Source organism: Pseudomonas sp. LF-5 (genome assembly GCF_037626295.1).
In the GTDB taxonomy this organism is placed as follows: Bacteria; Pseudomonadota; Gammaproteobacteria; order Pseudomonadales; family Pseudomonadaceae; genus Aquipseudomonas; species Aquipseudomonas monsensis.
The window spans coordinates 335,418-356,207 of the sequence record NZ_JARKMT010000004.1 but is presented as its reverse complement, the minus strand read 5'-3'; the positions used below and the strand labels follow the sequence as shown (position 1 = coordinate 356,207).

Here is a 20,790-nt window from a genome sequence, read left to right as displayed (position 1 = left end):
CGCGATCCCCTCAATCCATTGAGTCAAAGCTGCAGCGACCTTAACCCCGCAGCGGCCGGATGACTAATGGAGAGAAGTTACATTTGATGTGCCAATACACAGAGCTGACGGGGTGAACTCAGACGGCTTGCAACGGCATGGTCAACTCCACGCGCAAACCGTCCGGGCGGCTGTCGAAGTGCAGCGCACAGTCGCAACGCTGAACGATTGCCTGAACGATCGCCAGACCGAGGCCGCAACCGGTGCTCTGACCGTTGCGCCAGAAGCGTTGGGTCAAATGCTGCAAATCGTCCGGGGGGATGCCCGGGCCATGGTCGCGCACGACAAAGCGCACGCGGTTGCCGATGGTTTCCAGGCTCAGTTCGACTGCACAGTCCTGCGGCGTATGACGCAGGGCGTTGTCGAGCAGGTTGCGCAGCGCCGCAATCGACAGCACCGCCGGCATCTGCAGCGCAGCGGTCGACAGATCGGCCGGCAGTTTCAACTGGATCCGCAGGCGCTCACCGCCGGTGGCGTCGGCAATCGCCAGCCTGGCGACTTGCTCGGCGCTGCACTGCGAGCCGTCATCGAACGACAGACTGCCCTCGACCCGCGCCAGCAACAGCAATTGCTCAAGGGTGCGGTGCAGGCGGTCGGCGCCCTCCTCGGCCCGCGCCAGCGACTGATCACGGGCGCTGCCCTCGGTCATGCGCGCCACTTGCAGGTGGGTCTTGATTGCGGTCAGCGGGCTGCGCAGTTCGTGGGCGGCGTCACCGGTAAGGCGGCGTTCACGCTCGATGGTTTTGCCAATGCGCTGGAACAGTTGATTCTGGGTGTCGAGCAACGGTTTCAATTCACTGGGAAACGATTGCAATTGCAGTGGTTCAAGCGAATCGGCATTGCGCCGCATCAAGGCTTCGCGCAGTCGGTTGAGCGGCGCGAGGCCCTGTCCGATCCCCAGCCACAGCAGGCACAGACACCCGAGCAATGCCACACCCACCGGCACCGAAGCGGCCAGCAGAATCGACATGTTCAACGCTTCGCGTTCGATTTGCCGATCGGCTGTGGTGATGCGGACATCGCCTCGGGCAAGGGTGAAGCTGCGCCATGGCGCACCGTCGATCATCTGATCGTGAAAGCCCATTTTCTCGGCTTCCAGAGCCTGCTCGGGACTGCTGTGACTGCGGGCGAGAATTTCCCCGCGCAACGAACTGACCTGGCACGCCATACCGCCGGGAATGTTCAACTGTTCGGCACTGAAATGCGTGCCCTCGCCCTTGCTCGGCAAGGCCGGCAATTGCTCCAGCAGCCCGGCGACCATGCGTGCGGAGGCCACCAGCCGCTGATCGAGGGAAAACATCATCTGATTGCGCAGATCGCTGAGCATCCAGGCCGCCGCCAGCGCCCAGATCAGCGCAAACGCAGCGCCGAGGGTCAGGCTCAGGCGCAGTCGCAGACTCATCACTTGCCTTGATCTCCACCGTCGGCCGGGCCCAGTCGATAACCGAGGCCGCGCACCGTTTCGACGATGCCCTTGCCGAGTTTGCTGCGCAGGTGATGGATATGCACGTTCAGCGCATTGCTCTCCAGTTCATCGTTGAAGCCGTAGACGCTGTCCTTCAACTGCTCGGTGGACAGCACCCGGCCACGGTTGTGCAGCAACGCTTGAAGCAGCGATTGCTCGCGCCGCGACAAGTCCACCGGCTGCCCGGCCAGAGTGGTCTCGCGACTGCTCGGGTCGTATGTCAGCGCACCGTGTTCGATCAGGTTGACACTGCGCCCGGCCACCCGCCGCAGCAGGGTTTGCAGGCGCGCGAACAGTTCGCGCAGATCGAATGGCTTGAGCAGGTAATCGTCGGCCCCCGCCTGCAAACCGTCGACCCGGTCAGTGACCGAGTCGCGCGCGGTCAGAATCAGCACCGGAATCTCCAGGCCACTCTGACGCAGTTGTTGCAATAACTTGAGGCCATCTTCGTCGGGCAGGCCGAGATCGAGCACCATCACGTCAAATTCGGCGACCTTGAGCATCGCCCGCGCCTTGGACGCGGTGTTGACGTGTTCGACCGTCAGGCCCTGAGCCGTCAGACCGGCAACGATCCCGCTGGCGATCAACTCGTCGTCTTCGCAAACCAATACGTGCATGGGCGCTCCATGAATAAAAAGGCGAGTCAAACAGGCGAGGATTAAGTGGCAATTATGGCCGCCGCGCCGGCTGACGGAAAGCGCACCGCACGGTAACCCGCTCGCTGTGTGACCTGGAATTCGACCAGGTCAGACTAGCCATCGGTTTGATTACCAACACTGAAACAGTTTGCGCCTGTCTATCCGTTTGGTGCTGGTTTAGCCTGCGGTCGAAACTGACTGCTACTACAACCCTTAAACGGATTTAAGAACAATGCCTCATTTAAAAAATGTCGTCGCCGTGGATTGGCGCTCGGGGCCTGACCGGATCTACTTTTTTTTCAAGGACTCCAATACCTATTCACGCTTCAACATCGGCACCAACCGGGTGCCCGCCGAATATCCCGCCGAAGCCAACGCCGATAACTGGGGCGAATTTCATCGACACGTACGCAATCTGCGTTTTGGATTCACCACCACGGGAATCATTCCTGACTCGCAAAGTGGCTTCGACGACGATGTCTTGTGGCTTTTTTATAGCGACAATGGCCGACCGATGGTGTGTAAATACGATCAGGACCTGGATAAGGTCCGCAGCATGGAGCCTCTGGAAAATACCGTCTGGGCGCGACTTCGCCCTTACTTTGAGCGCATCGTTGCCGGTACCTGGTGGCAAATGACCGGTTCCAGTAGCCAGGTGTTCCGGTTTCTCATGAATGACGGCCATACCGTCGCAATCAACCTGTCCAACAGCGATATCCAGCACGAGAGCATCAACGCCGAATCCTGGCCGGGCCTTGAGCCTTACCGGGACAGGATCATCACGGCGGTGCAGAATGATCGTACGTTCGCGGCCAGTTACTTCTACATTTTCCTGAACAACAACCAATACATTTGCTACAACATGCAGCGCAATCGGGTGGAATACGGCCCTATCGATGTGGATGAAGACAGCTGGCCCGGTTTGCTCTGCGGCCTGCCTTGAACCGGGCGCCTCGGCCGGTTAATCATCGGTTAATCGCCACCGCCCATTGTGCACCTCACTTGCACAGGGACAAGGCTCCTCCATGCGTCATTTTTTTCTTTTGTTTGCTCTGCTGATGTCCAGCCTGGCCCAGGCTGGAAACAATCCATTTGATACAAAACCGGAGTTTCTGCCGGTCGACAAGGCTTTCGTGCTCACCTCCGAACGTCTGGAGTCTGGGGAAACCCAGTTGTTCTGGCAGATCACCGACGGCTATTACCTGTATCAGAAACGCCTGAAATTCGACGGTCTGGCGGCGGCGCACCAACCGGCGCTGCCTGAGGGCGAGTCCCACAGCGACGAGTTTTTCGGTGAACAACCGGTGTATCGCCAAGGCCTGGAAGTGAAAATCCCGGCGACGGCCAGCGGGCAGATCAAGGTCAGTTACCAGGGCTGTGCCGATGCCGGACTGTGTTATCCGCCGCAAACCCGGGTCATTGATCTGGGCGGCAAGGCATCCGCCACCACGGCGAGCGACGAAGCACCGGATCAAGCCCTGGCCAGCAGCCTGCAACAGCGGGCGCTGGGCTGGAGTCTGCTGGTGTTTTTCGGCCTTGGCCTGTTGCTGGCGTTTACCCCGTGCTCGTTGCCGATGTTGCCGATTCTGGCGGGCATGATCGTCGGCAGTGGCGCGACACCCCGTCGTGGTTTTGCGCTCGCCAGCAGTTACGTGATCTGCATGGCACTGGTGTACGCCGCCATGGGCGTGATTGCCGCGCTGCTGGGTGCCAACCTTCAGGCCTGGTTGCAGAACCCGTGGCTGCTGGGGGCGTTCGCTGCGGTATTTGTGGTGCTGGCACTGCCGATGTTCGGCTTCTTTGAACTGCAATTGCCGGTGGCGTTGCGCGATCGCCTCGAACACGCCTCGCGCAGCCGCAGCGGTGGCAGCCTGATCGGTGCCGGTGTGCTGGGCGCCTTGTCCGGTCTGCTGGTCGGCCCATGCATGACCGCACCACTGGCCGGAGCCCTGTTGTATATCGCCCAGAGCGGTAACGCGCTGCACGGCGGCTTGATTCTGTTTGCGCTGGGCATCGGCATCGGTGTGCCGTTGTTGTTGCTGGTAACCGTCGGCAATCGCTTCCTGCCCAAACCCGGCGCCTGGATGAATCTGCTCAAGGGCATCTTCGGTTTCCTGTTCCTCGCCACCGCGTTGCTGATGTTGCGCCCGGTACTGGATTCGTCGTTGTGGCTGGGCCTGTGCGGCGCGCTGCTGCTGATCGCCGCGTTCTGCGCCTGGAAGCAATCGGAAGGGTATGGCCGGGTCGCGCAGGTGTTCGGCGCCATCTCGTTGTTGCTGGGACTGTGGGGCAGCCTGCTGATGATCGGCGCGGCGGGCGGCAGCGACGATCCGTATCAACCCTTGCAGGTATACAGCGCCGGCCGTGTGGCCAGCGCGGCACCGAGCGGTCATGAAGCGTTCACCACGATCAAGGACCCTGCAGCGCTGCAACGCGAACTGGATGCCGCCACGGCCCAGGGCCAGTGGGTGCTGCTCGATTATTACGCCGACTGGTGCGTGTCGTGCAAAGTCATGGAGAAGCAGGTGTTTGGCCAGGCCAAGGTGATGCAGGCGCTGAGCGACGTGCGTCTGCTCAGGCTGGATGTCACCGCTGACAATGCGGCCAGCCGCGAACTGCTTGGCCGTTACAAGGTTCCGGGCCCACCGAGTTTCGTGTGGATCGGCGCCGACGGTGAAGAGCGCCGCAGCCAGCGCATCACCGGCGAAGTCGATGCCGAGACGTTCCTGCAACGCTGGACCACCACCCGAGACGCTCATTAATGCTGACTTTCACCCTCGGCACCTTTGCCATCGCGCTGAACCATCTGCTGCTGATCAGTGCCTTGGCGCTGGCGACCTTTGTCGGCTGGCGGGTGGCCAAACGCGGTGGCGAGAACCCCGAGTCGGCGCTGTTCAGTCTGTTCCTGCTGGGCATGCTGGCGGCGCGTATCGCGTTCGTGGCGGTGTACTGGTCGCATTATCGCAGTGACCCGTGGCAGATCGTCGACCTGCGCGATGGCGGCTTCCTCGCCTGGCCGGGGGTGATCGTGTTGCTGCTCGTTGCGCTGTATCGCGGCTGGCGACGCCCGGGGTTGCGGCGCCCGCTGGGTTTTGGCGTAGCCAGTGGTGTGCTGTTCTGGCTGTTGGCGACCCTGTCACTGAACATCTACGAACAAGGCACCCGTCTGCCGGACATCGCCCTGCGTAACGCAGCCGGTGAAACCATCAAGCTCAGCGATTATCAGGGCGGTCCGCTGGTGATCAACCTGTGGGCGACCTGGTGTCCACCGTGCCGGCGCGAGATGCCGGTCCTGGAAAATGCCCAACTGCAACGGCCTGACCTGACCTTCCTGTTTGTCAATCAGGGCGAGAGCATGCAAAGCGTGGCGACATTTCTCGAAACCCAGGGCCTGAGCCTGACCAATGTGTTGTTCGACCGCAGCGGCCAAGTGGGCCAGGCCGTGGGCTCCATGGCATTGCCGACTACCCTGTTCTATAGCCCCGACGGTCGCCTGCTGAGCAGCCACCTGGGTGAGTTGTCCAATGCCAGTCTGGCTCGCGCACTGGAAAATTTCGATGCACCACACTCCCAATCGAACCCGGCCATTGCTCCGGCCACCTCTGCAAGGAAACTGCCATGCCCCGCCTCCGCCACCTGCTGACGCTGACAATGGGCGCTGCCCTGTTGCATTTGCCGTCGCTGCAGGCTGCTGAAGAACTGCCTGCCGCGATCAAGCAGATCGAGGCCAAAGGCGCAAAAATCGTCGGCCAGTTCGATGCGCCTGATGGTTTGCGTGGTTACGCGGCGCAATACCAGAACCGTGGCATGGCGCTCTACCTGACCCCGGATGGCAAGCACGTGCTGCTCGGCAACCTGTACGACGCCGACGGCAAAGACCTGAGCAGCGAACCGTTGCAGAAACTGGTGTATGCGCCGATGGCCAAGGAAGTCTGGGCCAAGTTCGAGGCGAGCAACTGGATTCAGGACGGCAACAAGGATGCACCGCGCACGGTATACCTGTTCAGCGACCCGAACTGCCCGTACTGCAACATGTTCTGGGAACAGGCACGCCCTTGGGTCAAGGCCGGCAAAGTGCAGTTGCGGCACATCATGGTCGGGATCATTCGCGAAGACAGCCCGGGCAAGTCCGCCGCGCTGCTGGCAGCCAAGGATCCGGCCAAGGCGCTGGAGGATCACGAGAAGGCTGGCAAGGCCAGTTCGCTCAAGGCCTTGAAGGACATTCCGGCGGCGGTGCAGACCAAACTGGCGGCCAACATGCAGTTGATGGAGGACCTGGACTTGCAGGCGACCCCGGCGATTTTCTACATGGACGACAAGGGTGAGCTGCAACAACAGCAAGGGGCGCCTTCGCCGGACAAGCTGGCGAAGATTCTCGGCCCCAAATAGCTCCGGACCTTTCGAAACCTGGCGGCCCTTTCGCGAGCAAGCCCGCTCCCACCCTGGATTGAAATCCTCTGTGGCAGCGGGCTTGCTCGCAAAGAACGTTTACGCGGTGTGGCGGTTGCGCTCGCTCAAGAAGCTGAACAGCACCTCGTTCACAAACGCCGGATTCTCCAGACTGGAGATATGCCCTGCCTCCGGCACCAACAACCACGGGCAACCAATCAACTCAGCCATTTCCTGCGTTTCCGCCGGTGGCCGTGGTTTGTCCTGATCGCCGCACAGCACCAGCGTGGCCTGCGCATTCAACTCGCCCAGACGTGGCAACAGATCATCCCGACTGAAGGTGATACGCCCCATTGGCACGATGCTGTCGCGCAGACGGTCAGACGAATACGCCGCCAGTTTCGCGCGGAAATCCTGGTAAAGCGCCGACTGCGGATCAATGCCCGGACGGAAGAAGATCGGCACGACGATGTCGAGCAAGAGGTCAGAGATTTCGCCGGATTCTTCGATCTGCTTGAACAGCGAAAAATAGTACTGGCGGGTAGGCTCTGGCTCGACGCCGACGTAAGTGTCCATCAGCACCAGGCCGTTGACCCGTTGCGGCGCCGACAATGCCAGGCGTACGCCCCACATGCCTCCGACCGACAACCCGACCAGAGTGACCCGGTCGATCTCCAGGTGATCGAGCAACGCCTGCACCTGACGGGCGATGTCGTCCAGCGAAGTGGTGCCTTGCGGCAACGCGCCGGACTCACCGTGGCCCCAAAGATCCAGGGCGATCACCCGATAGTGCGGCGACAGTGCAGCAATCTGCGGCGCCCACATGGCGGTGTCCCACAGATAACTGCCCGCCAGCAACACGGCCGGGCCGGTGCCTTGATCAATGTAGTGCAGCGCTTGTCCGTCAACCGTGAAAAAAGCCATCGACCACCCCCGCGGTAGAAAAAGAGAACCGGCAGCCTGAGCTGCCGGTGGTTTGTCGTCAACCTGGGAAATGTACGTGAATGTGCCGGTTTATTTGTGTTGAATTCACTGACGTCATCGCTGGCAAGCCAGCTCCCACAGGTTCTACGCTGCACACAAATGTTGTGAACACGTTCGATCAGTGTGGGCGCTGGCTTGCCAGCAATGGGGCCGCAGATTACAACCCTTCCAGCTCCGCCATCAGGTCATTCAAGCGATCCACCTTGTCCTCGGTGATGTCACTGGCCGCCAGGCCTTCGATGTACTCGGCCAGTTCCTGCACCGTGCTGCACTCGAACATCGCCCGCAGCGGCACATCGCGTTGCAGGGTTTTCTGCACCCGCGAAGCGATCTGCGTAGCCAGCAACGAATGCCCGCCCAACTCGAAGAAGTTGTCGCGCACGCCGACCTTGTCGACCTTCAGCACCTCGGCCCAGATATCGGCCAGGGTCTGCTCCAGCTCGTTGCGCGGGGCCAGGTAATCCGCGCTCTGCAACTGGCCGATCTCCAGCGCCGGCAGGGCCTTGCGGTCGAGTTTGCCGTTGGCGTTATGCGGCAGCTGATCCAGCCACAACCAGTGCAGCGGCACCATGTATTCCGGCAATTCGCTGCGCAGGCGTTGCTTGATCCGTTCCAGGCGTTCGCTCGGATTGAGCGCCGAATCCGCCGCGACCAGATAGCCGACCAAGTGCTTGCCGTTGACCCCTTCCTGCACCCCGACCGCCGCATCACGGACTTCCGGTTGCTCGTGCAGACGCGCCTCGATTTCACCCAGTTCGATGCGGTAACCGCGAATCTTCACCTGATGGTCGACCCGACCGACGTACTCCAGCACACCGTCACTGCGGCGTCGCGCCAGGTCACCGGTACGGTACAGACGCTCGCCCGGCGCGCCGAACGGGTTCGGTACGAACACCGGCGCGGTCCGCAGCGGATCGCTGACGTAACCGCGACCGACGCCAGTACCGGCCACGCACAACTCACCCACCGCACCCAACGGCACCAATTCCAGCGCGCCATCGACCAGATAGAGCAGGTTGTTGTCGGTCGGCGTACCAATCGGCAAGTAGCTGCCGCGGGTCGAGGCCAGATCGACGCGGAAAAACGCCACGTCATCGGAACATTCTGCCGGACCGTAAGCATTGACCAGCCCGATCTGCGGATAACGCAACAGCCACTGATGCGCCAGTTCCGGTGGCATCGCTTCGCCAGTCGGCAGCATCCAGCGCAGGCCGTCGAGGCTCAGGCGCTCCGAGGCAAGCATGCCTTGTATCAGCGACGGCACGCTCTCCAGCACGGTGATGCCCTGCGCCTGCACATGCATCAGCAACCCCTGCGGATCGTGGGCGATGGTGTTCGGCACAATGTCCACCCGAGCGCCGAACAGCGGCGCGGCGAGGAACTGCCAGACCGAAATGTCGAAGCTTTGCGAAGCGGTCTGTGCGATCACATCGGCCTCGCTCAAATCGAGGTACGGACGCTTGCTCAACTGGTTGTTGAGCATGCCGCGCTGCTCGACCATCACGCCTTTCGGCAGGCCGGTCGAGCCCGAGGTGTAGATCACATAGGCGAGGTTGTCCGGGCCGCTGTGAATACCCGGGTTTTCCACCGATGTCGTCTGCGCTTGCAGCGTTTCCCAGACCAACAGACGCGGACGGTTGGCACAGCTGAATTCATCCAGCAAGGCCTGCGCCTGTGCCTGGCAGGCGGCACTGCACACCAGCACCGGCGCCCGGCTCAGCTCAAGGATGCGTTGCAAGCGCTGGCCCGGCAGGCCGGGATCCAGCGGCAGGTAACCGCCACCGGCCTTGAAGCTGCCGATGATCATCCCGAGCAGATCGAGGTTACGCTCGGCCAGCAACGCCACCGGTTGATCCATCTGCAGCCCGGCTGCGACCAGGGCATGGCCGAGGCGGTTGGCGTTATGGTTCAGCTCGGCATAGCTCAGTTGCTGATCCAGGCATGTGGCAGCGATGCGTTGCGGGTGCGCCGCCACCCGCGCTTCGAACAGCGCCACGTAGCTCTGCTCCAGTGGATAATCGTGTGCGCTCTGGTTGCAACCGTGCAGCAGGAAGTCCTGCTCCTCACGGCCCAGCAACGGCAGTTCGGCCATGTCGCCATGGAAGCCATCGACCAGCGCCAGCAACAGACGCTTGAACTCGCCGAGCATGCGCTCGATGGTCGACTCGTCGAAGTAGCGCTGGTCATACGACAGATGCAACCCAAGGTCATCGCCCGGATAACACACCGCCGTCAACGGGAAGTTGGTGTGGGTGCGGCCAGAATCCGAGGTCGCGTTGAGGCTCTGCGCACGGTCCAGTACCGAGACTTCCACCGGCGCGTTTTCAAACACGAACAGGCTGTCGAACAGCGGCTGGCCTTTCGGCAGTTCGCTCTGTTCCTGAATGTTCACCAGCGGCAGGTATTCGTACTCGCGCAGTTGCATGTTGCTGTCGAGCAGCGCGCTCAGCCACTGGCGCACGCTGCTGCGCTGATCGTCCTCGGGCATTTTCACCCGCAGGGCAATACTGTTGATGAACAGGCCGACGGTGCGTTGCATCTCTGGCATGTCCACCGGACGTCCGGCCACGGTCACACCGAACAGCACGTCACGATCACCGCTCAGGCGGCGCAGCACCAAGGCCCACGCCGCTTGAGCGAAGGTGTTCACTGTCAGTTGATGGGCCTGGGCCAGTTCACGCAGACGTGCACCGTCCTCGACCTTGAGGCGGGTGTAGCAGTCGCCGACGATCATGCCGCCGCTTTCGCCGGCATGTTCACGCAGGAACGGCCGGTCGCTCGGGATCGGCGTGGTGCGTTCGAACCCTTGCAGGTTCTGCTGCCACCACTGGCGCGCCTCGGCCAGGCTCTGGCGTTGCAGCCAGCCGATGTAATCGCGGTAACGCGGCGGCACCGACAATTGCGCTTCGCGACTTTCACCGAGGGCGGTGTAGATCTCGAAAAAATCGTTCATCAGCAACGAGCGGCACCAAGCATCAATCAGGATGTGGTGGTTGCTCATCATGAACCAGTAACGCGCCGCGCCGACCTTGATCAGGCGCAGGTGGAAGGGTGCCTGATTGAGCAGATCGAAACCGGCCTCGCGCTCGCTTTTGAGCAACGCCTGCAGCTTCGGTTCTTGCTCGGCCTCGGCAACGTTGCTCCAGTCCAGGTACTCGATCGGCGTGCGCCCCGGGGAGTGAATCACTTGCAGCATGTCTTCGCCGACGTTCCAGCAGAACGACGCACGCAGCGCTTCGTGACGGGCGACCACCGCTTGCCAGGCCTGGGCAAAACGCTCGGGATCGAGTTCGCTGTTGATGCGGTAGCGATCCTGCATGTAGTACAGGCCCGTGCCCGGTTCGAGCAAGGTGTGCAGGAGCATGCCTTCCTGCATCGGCGTCAGCGGATAGACGTCTTCGATGTGCGCCGCCGGCACCGGCAACGCATCGAGTTGCGCCTGAGTCAGTTTCGCCAGCGGGAAGTCCGACGGCGTCAACCCGCCGGCCGTGTCTTGCAGGCAATGGGCGATCAGGCTTTGCAGTTCGCCGAGGTAGGCGTCGGCCAGATCAACGATGGTCTGCGCGTCATATCGCTCGGCGCTGAAAGTCCAGCGCAGCAGCAGTTCACCGCCATACACCTGACTGTCGATGCTCAACTCGTTGGGCAGCGGCGCCTGCGGATCGTGAGCGGCGCCGACCGGTTCATCGAGAGGACGGAACAGCGCATCGCTGCCAAAACTCTGGTCGAACTGGCCGAGGTAGTTGAAGGTGACCGGTGCGTTGGGCAACGCCGCCATGCTGCGCTGACTGAGGTCATCGGCCAGATAACGCAGGACGCCATAGCCCAGGCCTTTGTGCGGCACCGCGCGCAGTTGCTCCTTGATCGCCTCGATCGAAGCGCCCTGCCCGGCCGCTTCTTCAATGTTGTGCGGGGTCAGGCGTAATGGATAGGCGCTGGTGAACCAGCCGACGGTGCGGGTCAGGTCGATCTCGTCGAACAGGGTTTCGCGGCCGTGGCCTTCGAGCTGAATCAGCGCCGACGGCTGCCCGCTCCAGCGGCACAAGACGCGGGCCAGCGCAGTCAGCAACAGGTCGTTGACCTGCGTGCGATAGGCACGCGGCGCCTGTTGCAGCAGTTGTTGAGTACGCTCGGCATCGAGGTGCACGCTGACGGTTTGCGCATGCCGGTTCTGCCGTCCACCCTGCGGGTTTTCGCATGGCAGGTCGGCGCTCGGCCCGGCCAGTTGCGTCTGCCACCAACTCAGTTCTTCGCGCAGGGATTCGCTGCCGGCGTAGGCCTGCAAGCGTGCCGTCCAGTCCTTGAAGGCACTGGTTTTCGCCGGCAGCTTCACCGCTTGTTCGGCGTCGAGTTGGCGATACACGGTTTGCAGATCGTCGAGCAGCACGCGCCACGAGACACCGTCGACCACCAGATGATGGATGGCAATGAACAACCGCTGCTGTCCTTCTGGCCCATCGACCAGCAACGCGCGCAATAACGGGCCGTGTTGCAGTTCGAGGCTGCGCTGGGCATCGGCGTACAACGCTTGGCACTGCTCCATCGCGGAAACCCGCACCTGCCACAACACATTGGCATCGGACACCGGTTGATGCGTGGCCTGCCACTGATCGTTGCCCTGGGTGAAGCGCAGACGCAAGGCGTCGTGCTGCTCGATCACCGCCAGCAGCGCCTGCTCCAGACGCTGCGGTTCCAGCGCCACGCTCGGCTCCAGCAGCAAGGCCTGGTTCCAGTGCTGACGCTCCGGGATTTCAGTGTCGAAGAACCAGTGCTGGATCGGCGTCAGCGCCGAGTCACCGCTGACCAGCCCCTGTTCGGCAGTCACTTGCTCGCTGCGGCTGGCGACCCCGGCGAGGGTCTGCACGGTCTGATGCTGGAACAGGTCCCGCGGGCTGAAATGGATGCCTTGCTGCCGCGCCCGACTGACCACTTGAATCGACAGAATCGAGTCGCCACCGAGTTCGAAGAAGTTGTCGTTGAGGCCGACCTGCTTGACGTTGAGCACTTCGCACCAGATCTGCGCCAGGGCCTGTTCCAGTTCGCTGCTCGGGGCGACGTAGTCTTGACGATTCAGCTCAGGATCCGGCGCGGGCAAAGCACGACGGTCGAGTTTGCCGTTGGCGGTGAGTGGCATGCGCGCCAGCAGGATCAGGTGCGTCGGCACCATGTAGTCCGGCAGTTGCGCTTTGAGGTGCGCCTTCAATGCGTCGCGCAGTTCGGCCTGTTGTACTTCACCTTGCTCGGCGACTTCGCTGACCAGATAGGCAACCAGTTGTTTGCCGCTCGGCGCATCCAGCGCCAGCACCACCGCTTCACGGATCGAAGCGTGATCAAGCAGGCGGGTTTCGATCTCGCCCAGTTCGATGCGGAAACCACGAATTTTCACCTGATGGTCGATCCGCCCCAGATACTCCACCAAGCCATCGGCACGCTGGCGCACCAGGTCGCCGGTGCGGTACATGCGCCCGCCATTCGCGGCAAACGGGTCGGCGACAAAACGCTCGGCCGTGATGCCCGGGCGGTCGTGATAACCCTGCGCCAGACCGGCGCCGCCGACGAACAACTCACCGGTCGCGCCTTGCGGCACCAGCGCCAGATCGGCGTCGAGAATGTACGCCAGGCGGTCGCCAATCACGCTGCCGATCGGCACGCTGCCGGCGCCTTCTTCCAGGACTTCCGGGGCCAGACTGGCGAGTGGCATGACCACGGTTTCGGTCGGGCCGTAGGCGTTGAAAAACAGGCTCGGTTTGAACGCAGCGCGAATCCGCTGCAGGTGTTCACCGGTCAGTGCTTCGCCGCCGGTGATGATCATCCGCACCGGCAGCGTTTGATTTTGCGTGGCGAGGAACTGCGCCAACTGGCTGCCGTAGCTCGGGGTGAAACCGAGGACGTTGATCTTGTGGCGGCGGATCAAACCGCAGATTTCTTCGGCATCCCACTGCCCTTGCGCCCGCAGCACCACCTGCGCGCCGCTGAGCAGCGGCACCAGCAGCCGCTCGGTGGCGGCGTCGAAGTTGATCGAATAGAAGTGCAGTTCGCAGTCGTCCGGGCGCATGCCGAAACGCGTGATCACGGCCTGGCAGTGCATGGCGATTTCGCCGTGAGAAACCACCACACCCTTCGGTTTACCGGTCGAACCGGAGGTGTAAATCAGGTACGCCTGATGCTGCGGCAAGCTGATCAACGGCAGCTCGGTGGCCGGGTAGCCGGCCAGTGCCGGACTGTCTTCTTCCAGGCTCCAGCGCGCCACGCTCGGCGGCAGATCACCAAGAGCATTGAACATTGCCTGATCGCTGAGCAGCAGACCAATGCGGCTGTCTTCGATCATGTAGTGCAAACGGTCGAGCGGATATTCCGGGTCCAGCGGCACGTACGCGCCGCCGGCCTTGAGAATCGCCAGCAGGCCGACAACCATTTCCAGCGAGCGCTCCAGCGCCAGACCGACCCGCACTTGCGGACCGACGCCGCGTTCACGCAGGGCCCAGGCCAGGCGATTGGCGCGGGCGTCGAGTTCGGCGTAGCTCAGGGTCTGCCCGGCGAACGTCAGGGCCGGCGCGTCTTTACGGGCCAGCGCCTGCTCGGCAAACAGGTGATGGATGCACTGATCGAGGCGATGTTCGCCCGGCTCCGCACCGAGGCTGTCGATCAGTTGCTGTTGTTCCGGCGCCGCCAGCAGCGGCAACTCGCTGAGGCGTTGGTGCGGATCGCTGATCAGCGCTTCGAGCAGATTGCGCCAATGGCAGGCCATGCGTGCAATGGTCGGTTCATCGAACAGATCAGTGCTGTAGGTCAGGCAGCAACCGAGGCGATGGTCGAGGTCGGTGACCTCCAGGTTGAGGTCGAACTTGGTCGCCCGCGCATCGTTGGCCAGGTATTCGACGGTCATCCCGGCGAGCAGGCGGCTCTGCTGGAACTCCCAGCGCTGCACATTGCACATGACCTGGAACAGCGGGTTGTACGCGGCGCTGCGCGGTGGCTGCAGGGCTTCGACCAGATGATCGAACGGCAGGTCCTGATGCGACTGGCCCTCAATCACGGTATGGCGCACCTGCTCGCACAACTCGCCCACCGACATCTGGCCGTCGAGCTGGCAACGCAGCACCTGGGTGTTGAGGAACGCGCCGATCAGCCCTTCGCTTTCCGGGCGGATACGGTTGGCCACCGGCGCACCGATGCGCAGGTCGGTCTGGCCACTGTAGCGGTAGAGCAAGGTGGCGAGCGCGGCGGTCATGGTCATGAACAGGGTCAGACCGTTTTGCGCATTGAAGGCACGGACACGGGCGGCGAGATCATCACTGAGGTCGAAACGGAACAGTTCGCCCTGGTGGCTTTGCACCGGCGGACGCGGACGGTCGCCGGGCAGCTCCAGCAGCGGATGTTCGCGTCCGAGTTGCGCGGTCCAGTAGTCGAGTTGGCGCTGACGTTCACCGGACTCCAGCCAGTTGCGCTGCCAGACGCTGTAATCAAGGTACTGCACCGGCAACGGTTCCAGCGGCGAGTCGCGGTCATCGACGAACGCTTCATACAACGCGCTGAGTTCGCGGGCGAAGATGTCCATCGCCCAGCCTTCGGTGACGATGTGGTGCAGGGTCAGGACAAAGTAGTGCTCATGTTCGGCGGTCTTCACCAGACAGGCGCGCAACAGCGGCCCGGTTTCCAGATCGAACGGCAGGTGCGCTTCGGCATCGGCCAGTTGCTGCACCTTCTGCTCACGCTGGTCAGCCGGCAGTTTCGAAAAATCCTTCCAGCCCATGCGTACGCCCGTCTCGGCATGCACCTGCTGCCGGGCCACGCCGTCGATGCTCGGGAAGGTGGTGCGCAGGGTTTCGTGGCGCAGGATCAATGCCTGCAAGGCCGCCTCGAAACGCTCGACATGCAACACGCCACGCAGGCGCGCCATGCCGCCGACGTTGTACGCCGGGCTGTCCGGTTCCATCTGCCAGAGGAACCACATGCGCTGTTGCGAATAGGACAGCGGCACCGGCTGGCTGCGGTCGACTTTTGCAATCGGTGGCTGCTGGTTGGTCTTGCCGCTGGCCTGGATCAGGCGGATCTGCTCGGCAAAATCGCCAAGTTCGCTGTGTTCGAACAAGGCGCGCAGCGGCAACTCGACGTCACAGGCCTGACGGCTGCGCGAGATGATTTGCGTGGCCAGCAGCGAGTGCCCGCCGAGGGCGAAAAAGTCGTCGCGCAGACCGACTTGCGCCAGACCCAGTACTTCGCGCCAGATCGCGGCGATCTGTTGTTCCAGCTCAGTGACCGGCTCGACGTGCTCGCGGACTTGCCACTGCGGCTCGGGCAAGGCGCGACGGTCGAGTTTGCCGCTGGGGCTCAGGGGCATTTGTTCGAGACGCATCAGTTGCGCCGGGACCATGTATTCCGGCAGCTCGGCGGCCAAAGCGGTTTTCAGACGGGCAATCAGTACGTCCTGATCTTCGCTGCCATCGGCAGCAGTGAAATAGCCGATCAGTTGCGCGCCGGCAGCGGTTTCACGCACCAGCACCACGGCTTGGGCGACACCTTCCTGAGCCAGCAGGCGCGCTTCGATTTCTTCCGGCTCGACACGGAAGCCACGCAGTTTGACCTGCTGATCGAGACGGCCGAGGTATTCGATCACACCGTCCGAGGTCCACCGTGCGCGGTCACCGGTGCGGTACAAACGCGCGCCCTGCTCACCCAGCGGATCGACCACGAAACGCTCGGCAGTCAGCGCCGGGCGACCAAGGTAACCGCGAGCGAGACCGATGCCGCTGATGCACAGTTCACCCGGCACCCCGGCCGGCACCGGATTGAGATCGGCGTCGAGTACGCGGCAGATCACGTTGCCCAACGGCCGGCCGATCGGCGAACGCTCGCCATCAGCCGCTGTGCAGTGCCAGTGGGTGACATTGATCGCGGTTTCGGTCGGGCCATAACGGTTGTGCAATTGCACCGCCGGCAGTTGCGCCAACACGCGGTTGCGCAGTTCTGGCGGCAGCGCTTCACCACCGGAGAACAGCCGACGCAGGCTGGTGCATTCGGCGCTGAGCGGTTCGTCGATGAACAGCGAAAGCAGCGGCGGCACGAAGTGCAACGTCGTCACGCCATATTGCTGAACCAGTTGGGCGATGCGATGCGGATCGCGGTGCTCGCCCGGCGCGGCAATCAACAGCCGCGCGCCGGTGATCAGCGGCCAGAAGCACTCCCACACCGACACGTCGAAACTGATCGGGGCCTTTTGCATCAGCACGTCGGTTTCATCGAGGCCGTAGGTGTTTTGCATCCATTGCAGACGTTCGGCCAAGGCGGCGTGAGTGTTGCCGACGCCCTTCGGTTGGCCGGTGGAACCCGAGGTATAAATCACGTAGGCGAGGTTGTCGCCGTGCAGGTGCAGACCCGGCGCCTGACTCGGCCAGTTTTCCAGGTGCAGCGCGTCCATCGCGATCACACTGACGCCGTCGCGGGCCGGCAGACGGTCGAGCAATGCGGTCTGGGTCAGCAGCAGTTCGACACCGCTGTCGCTGAGCATGTAGGCCAGACGCTCGGCCGGGTAATCCGGGTCCAGCGGCACATAGGCACCGCCGGCCTTGAGAATCGCCAGCAGGCCGATCAGCAGTTGCGGTGAACGCTCGGCAGCAATCGCCACACATACGTCCGGGCCGACCCCTTTGTCGCGCAGGTAATGCGCGAGGCGGTTGGCCTGGGCGTGCAATTCGGCGAAATCGAGACTGCCGCCGTCCCACACCAGCGCAGTGCGTTCCGGAGTCTGGCGCGCCTGATCGTTGAGCCGTTCCGGCAGCCATTGTGGCGCCGGGGTGCATGGCGCGACGCTCCATGCCTGTTGCTGTTCGTGCTCGCACGGCGTCAGCAATTGCAGGTCGCCGATCGCCTGTTGCGGCTGTTCGCAGACGGCGCGCAGCAGGTTGCTGAAGTGTTCGGCCAGACGCTCGATGGTCGCCGCTTCGAACACCTCGTCGGCGTAGTCGAAGGACAGGGTCAGGCGCCCGTTGCGATCCTCTTCGCTGTGCAGTTGCAGGTCGAACTTGGCCTCGCGGCTGTGCCACGGCAGTTCTTCGGCGAGCAGCCCCGGCAAGCGTTTCAGCGCGCCGAGATCGCGTTGCTGGTGGTTGAACATCACCTGAAACAGGCCGTGTTCGCGAGCCTGTGGGAAGGCTTCGAGCAGTTGTTCGAACGGCAAGTCCTGATGGGCTTGAGCGCCAAGCGTGGCCTCGCGGGTCTGCGTCAGCAACTCGACAAACGACAGGTGCGAATCGACCTCGGCACGCAGCACCTGGGTGTTGATGAAGAAGCCGATCAGGCCTTGGGTTTCCAGGCGCGGACGGTTGGCATTGGGCACGCCGATGCGAATGTCGCGCTGACCGCTGTAGCGGTGCAGCAGGCTCTGCAAGGCCGCGAGCAACAGCATGAACGGCGTCGATTGGTGGGCCTGGGCGGTCTGTTTGATCGCATCGCTGAGGCTGACGCCGAGGCGCACGCTGTGGCGGGCGGCGCTGTGCAACTGTCTGGCCGAGCGAGGATGATCGGTGGCCAGTTCCAGCACCGGTTGTTCGTCGCCCAGTTGTGCTTTCCAGTACGCCAGTTGTCGCTCGCCCTCGCCTTGCGCCAGCCATTGGCGCTGCCAGCTGCCGTAGTCGGCGTATTGGGTCGGCAGCGGCGCAAGGTCGGCGCGCTGGCCTTGGGTGGCAGCGGCGTACAGGCGCGAGAACTCGTCGATCAGCAGGTTCAGCGACCAGCCGTCGGCGATGATGTGGTGCAGCGTCACCAGCAGTTGATGATCTTCGTCGCCGAGCCGCACCAGCGTCACCCACAGCAGCGGGCCTTTTTCCAGGTCGAACCGGGTGCGCGCTGCGTCTTCACGGATCTGTTGCGCGCGGGCTTCACGCTCGTGGGCTGGCAGGTCGCTGATGTCGATCAGTTGCAGATTGAATTCAGTCGCCGCCTCGACCTGTTGCAGGGCCACGCCGTCGCGTTCGAAAAAGCGCGTGCGCAGCGATTCGTGGCGTTCGATAAGTTGCTGGAAGCTGGCGCGCACGGCGTCCTGGTCCAGTTCGCCGCGCAGACGCAGGGCACCGGGAATGTTGTAGGCGCTGCTGTGCGGGTCGAGCTGCCAGGTGATCCACAGCCGGTTTTGTGCCAGAGATTGCACGATTGGCTCGCTGCGCGAGAGCGTGTTGATTTGCCCTTGAGCGCTGCCGCCGTCCTGTTGCTGTTGCGCCACGGCGGCGGCAAATGCACACAGGGTCGGCGCCTCGAACAGCAGGCGCAGATTCAGCTCCAGCGAGAGCGCCTCACGCACCCGGGCAATCACTTGCGTGGCGGCGATGGAATTACCGCCGAGCAGGAAGAAGTGGTCGTCGGCGCTGACCTGTTGGACGTTGAGCTGCTCGGCCCAGATCCTGCCGATCAGGGCTTCGAGTTCGTTGGTTTGCACGGCCGATTCGATGCTGGAGGCCTGCGCGGACGGGAACAGCGCATAGCTGTCGAGGCTGCCATCGGCCAGACGATTACGGCAGGCGGAACGTTGCAGCTTGCCGCTGGAGGTCTTCGGCAAGGCGCCCGGATTGAGCAGCACCACCACGCTCGGCGCTTGCTGATACGCCTCGGCCACCGCTTGGCGAATGGCTTTGATCAGCGCTTCGGGCGGGAGAATTTTCTGCACGCTGCGGCTGATTTCCGCGGCGATGCCAATGCCTTCCTCGCCGTCCTGAGAAACCGCAAATGCCGCGACCCGGCCCTTGCGCACCACCTCGACTTCGCGCTCGACGGTTTGCTCGATGTCCTGCGGATACAGGTTGTGACCGCGCACGATGAGCATGTCTTTCAGACGCCCGGTGATGAACAGTTCACCATCGCGAACGAAGCCCAGATCGCCGGTGCGCAGCCAGGTCTGGCCGGCGTGCTGGACGAAAGTCCTGGCGCTGGCTTCGGGGTTGCGCCAGTAACCGCGGGCGATGCTCGGGCCCGCAGCCCAGACTTCGCCGACAGTGTTGTCAGCCAGCTCCTGTAGCGTAACCGGGTCGGCGATCAGCACCGCGTGCTCTGGCTGACTGATGCCGCAACTCATGATCGGGCTGCCGTCGCCCGGCTCGGCGCGGTTTTGCGCCAATGCCTGATCGTCCACGCGCAGCGCCGGAATGCCGGTGCCACGCGGAGTACCGGCCACGAACAGCGTCGCTTCGGCCAAACCGTAAGAAGCCATGAAACTGTCTTCGCTGAAGCCGCACGCGGTGAACTTCTCGGCGAAGCGTTCAAGGGTGTCGAGACGGATCGGTTCCGAGCCGGAATAGGCCACGCGCCAGCGGCTCAGGTCGAGCCGTTCCAGTGCCGATTCGCTGACCCGTTCGCTGCACAAGCGGTAAGCGAAATCCGGTCCGCCGCTGATGGTGCCGCCGTATTGGCTGATCGCTTCGAGCCAGCGCAATGGTCGGCCGAGGAAGTACGCCGGTGACATCAGAATGCACGGCACACCGCTGAAAATCGGCTGGAGCAGACCGCCGATCAGGCCCATGTCGTGGTACAGCGGCAACCAGCTGACGATCACATCGTCGGGGTTCACGTCGATGCCGAAACCGCGGCGAATCAGCAATTCGTTGGCAACCAGATTGCCGTGGCTGACCTGCACGCCTTTGGGCAACGCGGTGGAACCGGAGGTGTATTGCAGGAAAGCGATGTGCTCTGGAGGCAGCGTCGGTTCAACCCAACGCTCGGCCAGTGCGCTGTCGAGGGTGTCGACGCACAACAGCGGCGGCGCGCCGTCGATCTGCTGCAAGGCATCGCGCAGGTCGGCGCTGGTCAGCAGCAAACGCGGCTCGGCGTCGGCAATGATCGACAGCAGACGCTCTTGATGGTGGCGACGCGCCGACTCCGGCGGATAGGCCGGGACCGCAATCACTCCGGCGTACAGGCAACCAAAGAACGCCGCAACGTAGTCTGGGCCGCTGGGGAACAGCAGCACCGCGCGATCGCCGAATTCGGCTTCAGCCTGGAGCGCGGCCGCGATGCTGCGGGCGCGCTGATCGAGTTCGCGATAGCTGAGTACCACAGCCTGCTCTGGGTTTTCAGCGAGAAAACGCAAGGCCAGTTGATCCGGCGTCAGGGCCGCGCGGCGCTGGAGGGCTTGGACCAGGGTGCTGGGGAGTTCGAACGCGTCGGTCATGAGGTTTCCTGCCTGAAGTCGGCTTGCTAGTGGAATCGGGTTGCTGCGTCACGCCCCTTCAAGGGCATGCAGGGCGCGGTCTGTGCCGACCACGCATGGCTTGGGAATGCTGGCTGGCC

At 62.9% G+C, this 20,790-nt stretch carries 8 protein-coding genes; 4 read left to right on the top strand and 4 right to left on the bottom strand.

What is annotated here, in order from left to right; translation table 11 throughout:
• Positions 1 to 118: 118 nt before the first annotated feature.
• The gene (locus tag PseuLF5_RS16400) at positions 119 to 1,441 is read right to left on the bottom strand and encodes an ATP-binding protein (RefSeq protein WP_123466424.1); all 1,323 of its coding nucleotides are present in this window, start codon (positions 1,439 to 1,441) and stop codon (positions 119 to 121) included.
• Entirely contained in the window at positions 1,441 to 2,121 is a 681-nt protein-coding gene (locus PseuLF5_RS16395; protein ID WP_007908710.1) for a response regulator, read from the bottom strand. The genes PseuLF5_RS16400 and PseuLF5_RS16395 overlap by 1 nt, the downstream gene beginning before the upstream one ends.
• Positions 2,122 to 2,374: 253 nt before the next feature.
• Here PseuLF5_RS16395 and PseuLF5_RS16390 point away from each other — a divergent pair, with 253 nt between their 5' ends.
• The 4 genes from PseuLF5_RS16390 (at position 2,375) to dsbG (ending at position 6,531) form a co-directional block, all read left to right on the top strand.
• Complete coding sequence (locus PseuLF5_RS16390; protein WP_340134020.1) at positions 2,375 to 3,085, top strand: hypothetical protein; 711 nt, start codon at positions 2,375 to 2,377, stop codon at positions 3,083 to 3,085.
• 82 nt (positions 3,086 to 3,167) lie between these two features.
• Positions 3,168 to 4,904 carry a protein-disulfide reductase DsbD gene (dsbD, locus tag PseuLF5_RS16385; RefSeq protein WP_340134019.1) on the top strand — a complete coding sequence of 579 codons (1,737 nt, stop codon included), beginning with the start codon at positions 3,168 to 3,170 and terminating at the stop codon, positions 4,902 to 4,904.
• Positions 4,904 to 5,785: a TlpA disulfide reductase family protein gene (locus tag PseuLF5_RS16380; protein ID WP_123466431.1), complete on the top strand. Its 882-nt coding sequence runs from the start codon at positions 4,904 to 4,906 to the stop codon at positions 5,783 to 5,785. The genes dsbD and PseuLF5_RS16380 overlap by 1 nt, the downstream gene beginning before the upstream one ends.
• Positions 5,761 to 6,531 (top strand): thiol:disulfide interchange protein DsbG, encoded by a 771-nt coding sequence (gene dsbG, locus PseuLF5_RS16375; RefSeq protein WP_123466433.1) that lies wholly within the window; start codon positions 5,761 to 5,763, stop codon positions 6,529 to 6,531. Before PseuLF5_RS16380 ends, dsbG begins: the two co-directional genes overlap by 25 nt.
• Positions 6,532 to 6,630: 99 nt before the next feature.
• Here the strand turns inward: dsbG and PseuLF5_RS16370 are convergent, their stop codons facing one another.
• Positions 6,631 to 7,455 (bottom strand): alpha/beta fold hydrolase, encoded by an 825-nt coding sequence (locus PseuLF5_RS16370; protein WP_340134018.1) that lies wholly within the window; start codon positions 7,453 to 7,455, stop codon positions 6,631 to 6,633.
• 217 nt (positions 7,456 to 7,672) lie between these two features.
• Positions 7,673 to 20,671, bottom strand: coding sequence for a non-ribosomal peptide synthetase (locus PseuLF5_RS16365; RefSeq protein WP_340134017.1), 12,999 nt, complete (start codon positions 20,669 to 20,671; stop codon positions 7,673 to 7,675).
• Positions 20,672 to 20,790 lie beyond the last annotated feature (119 nt).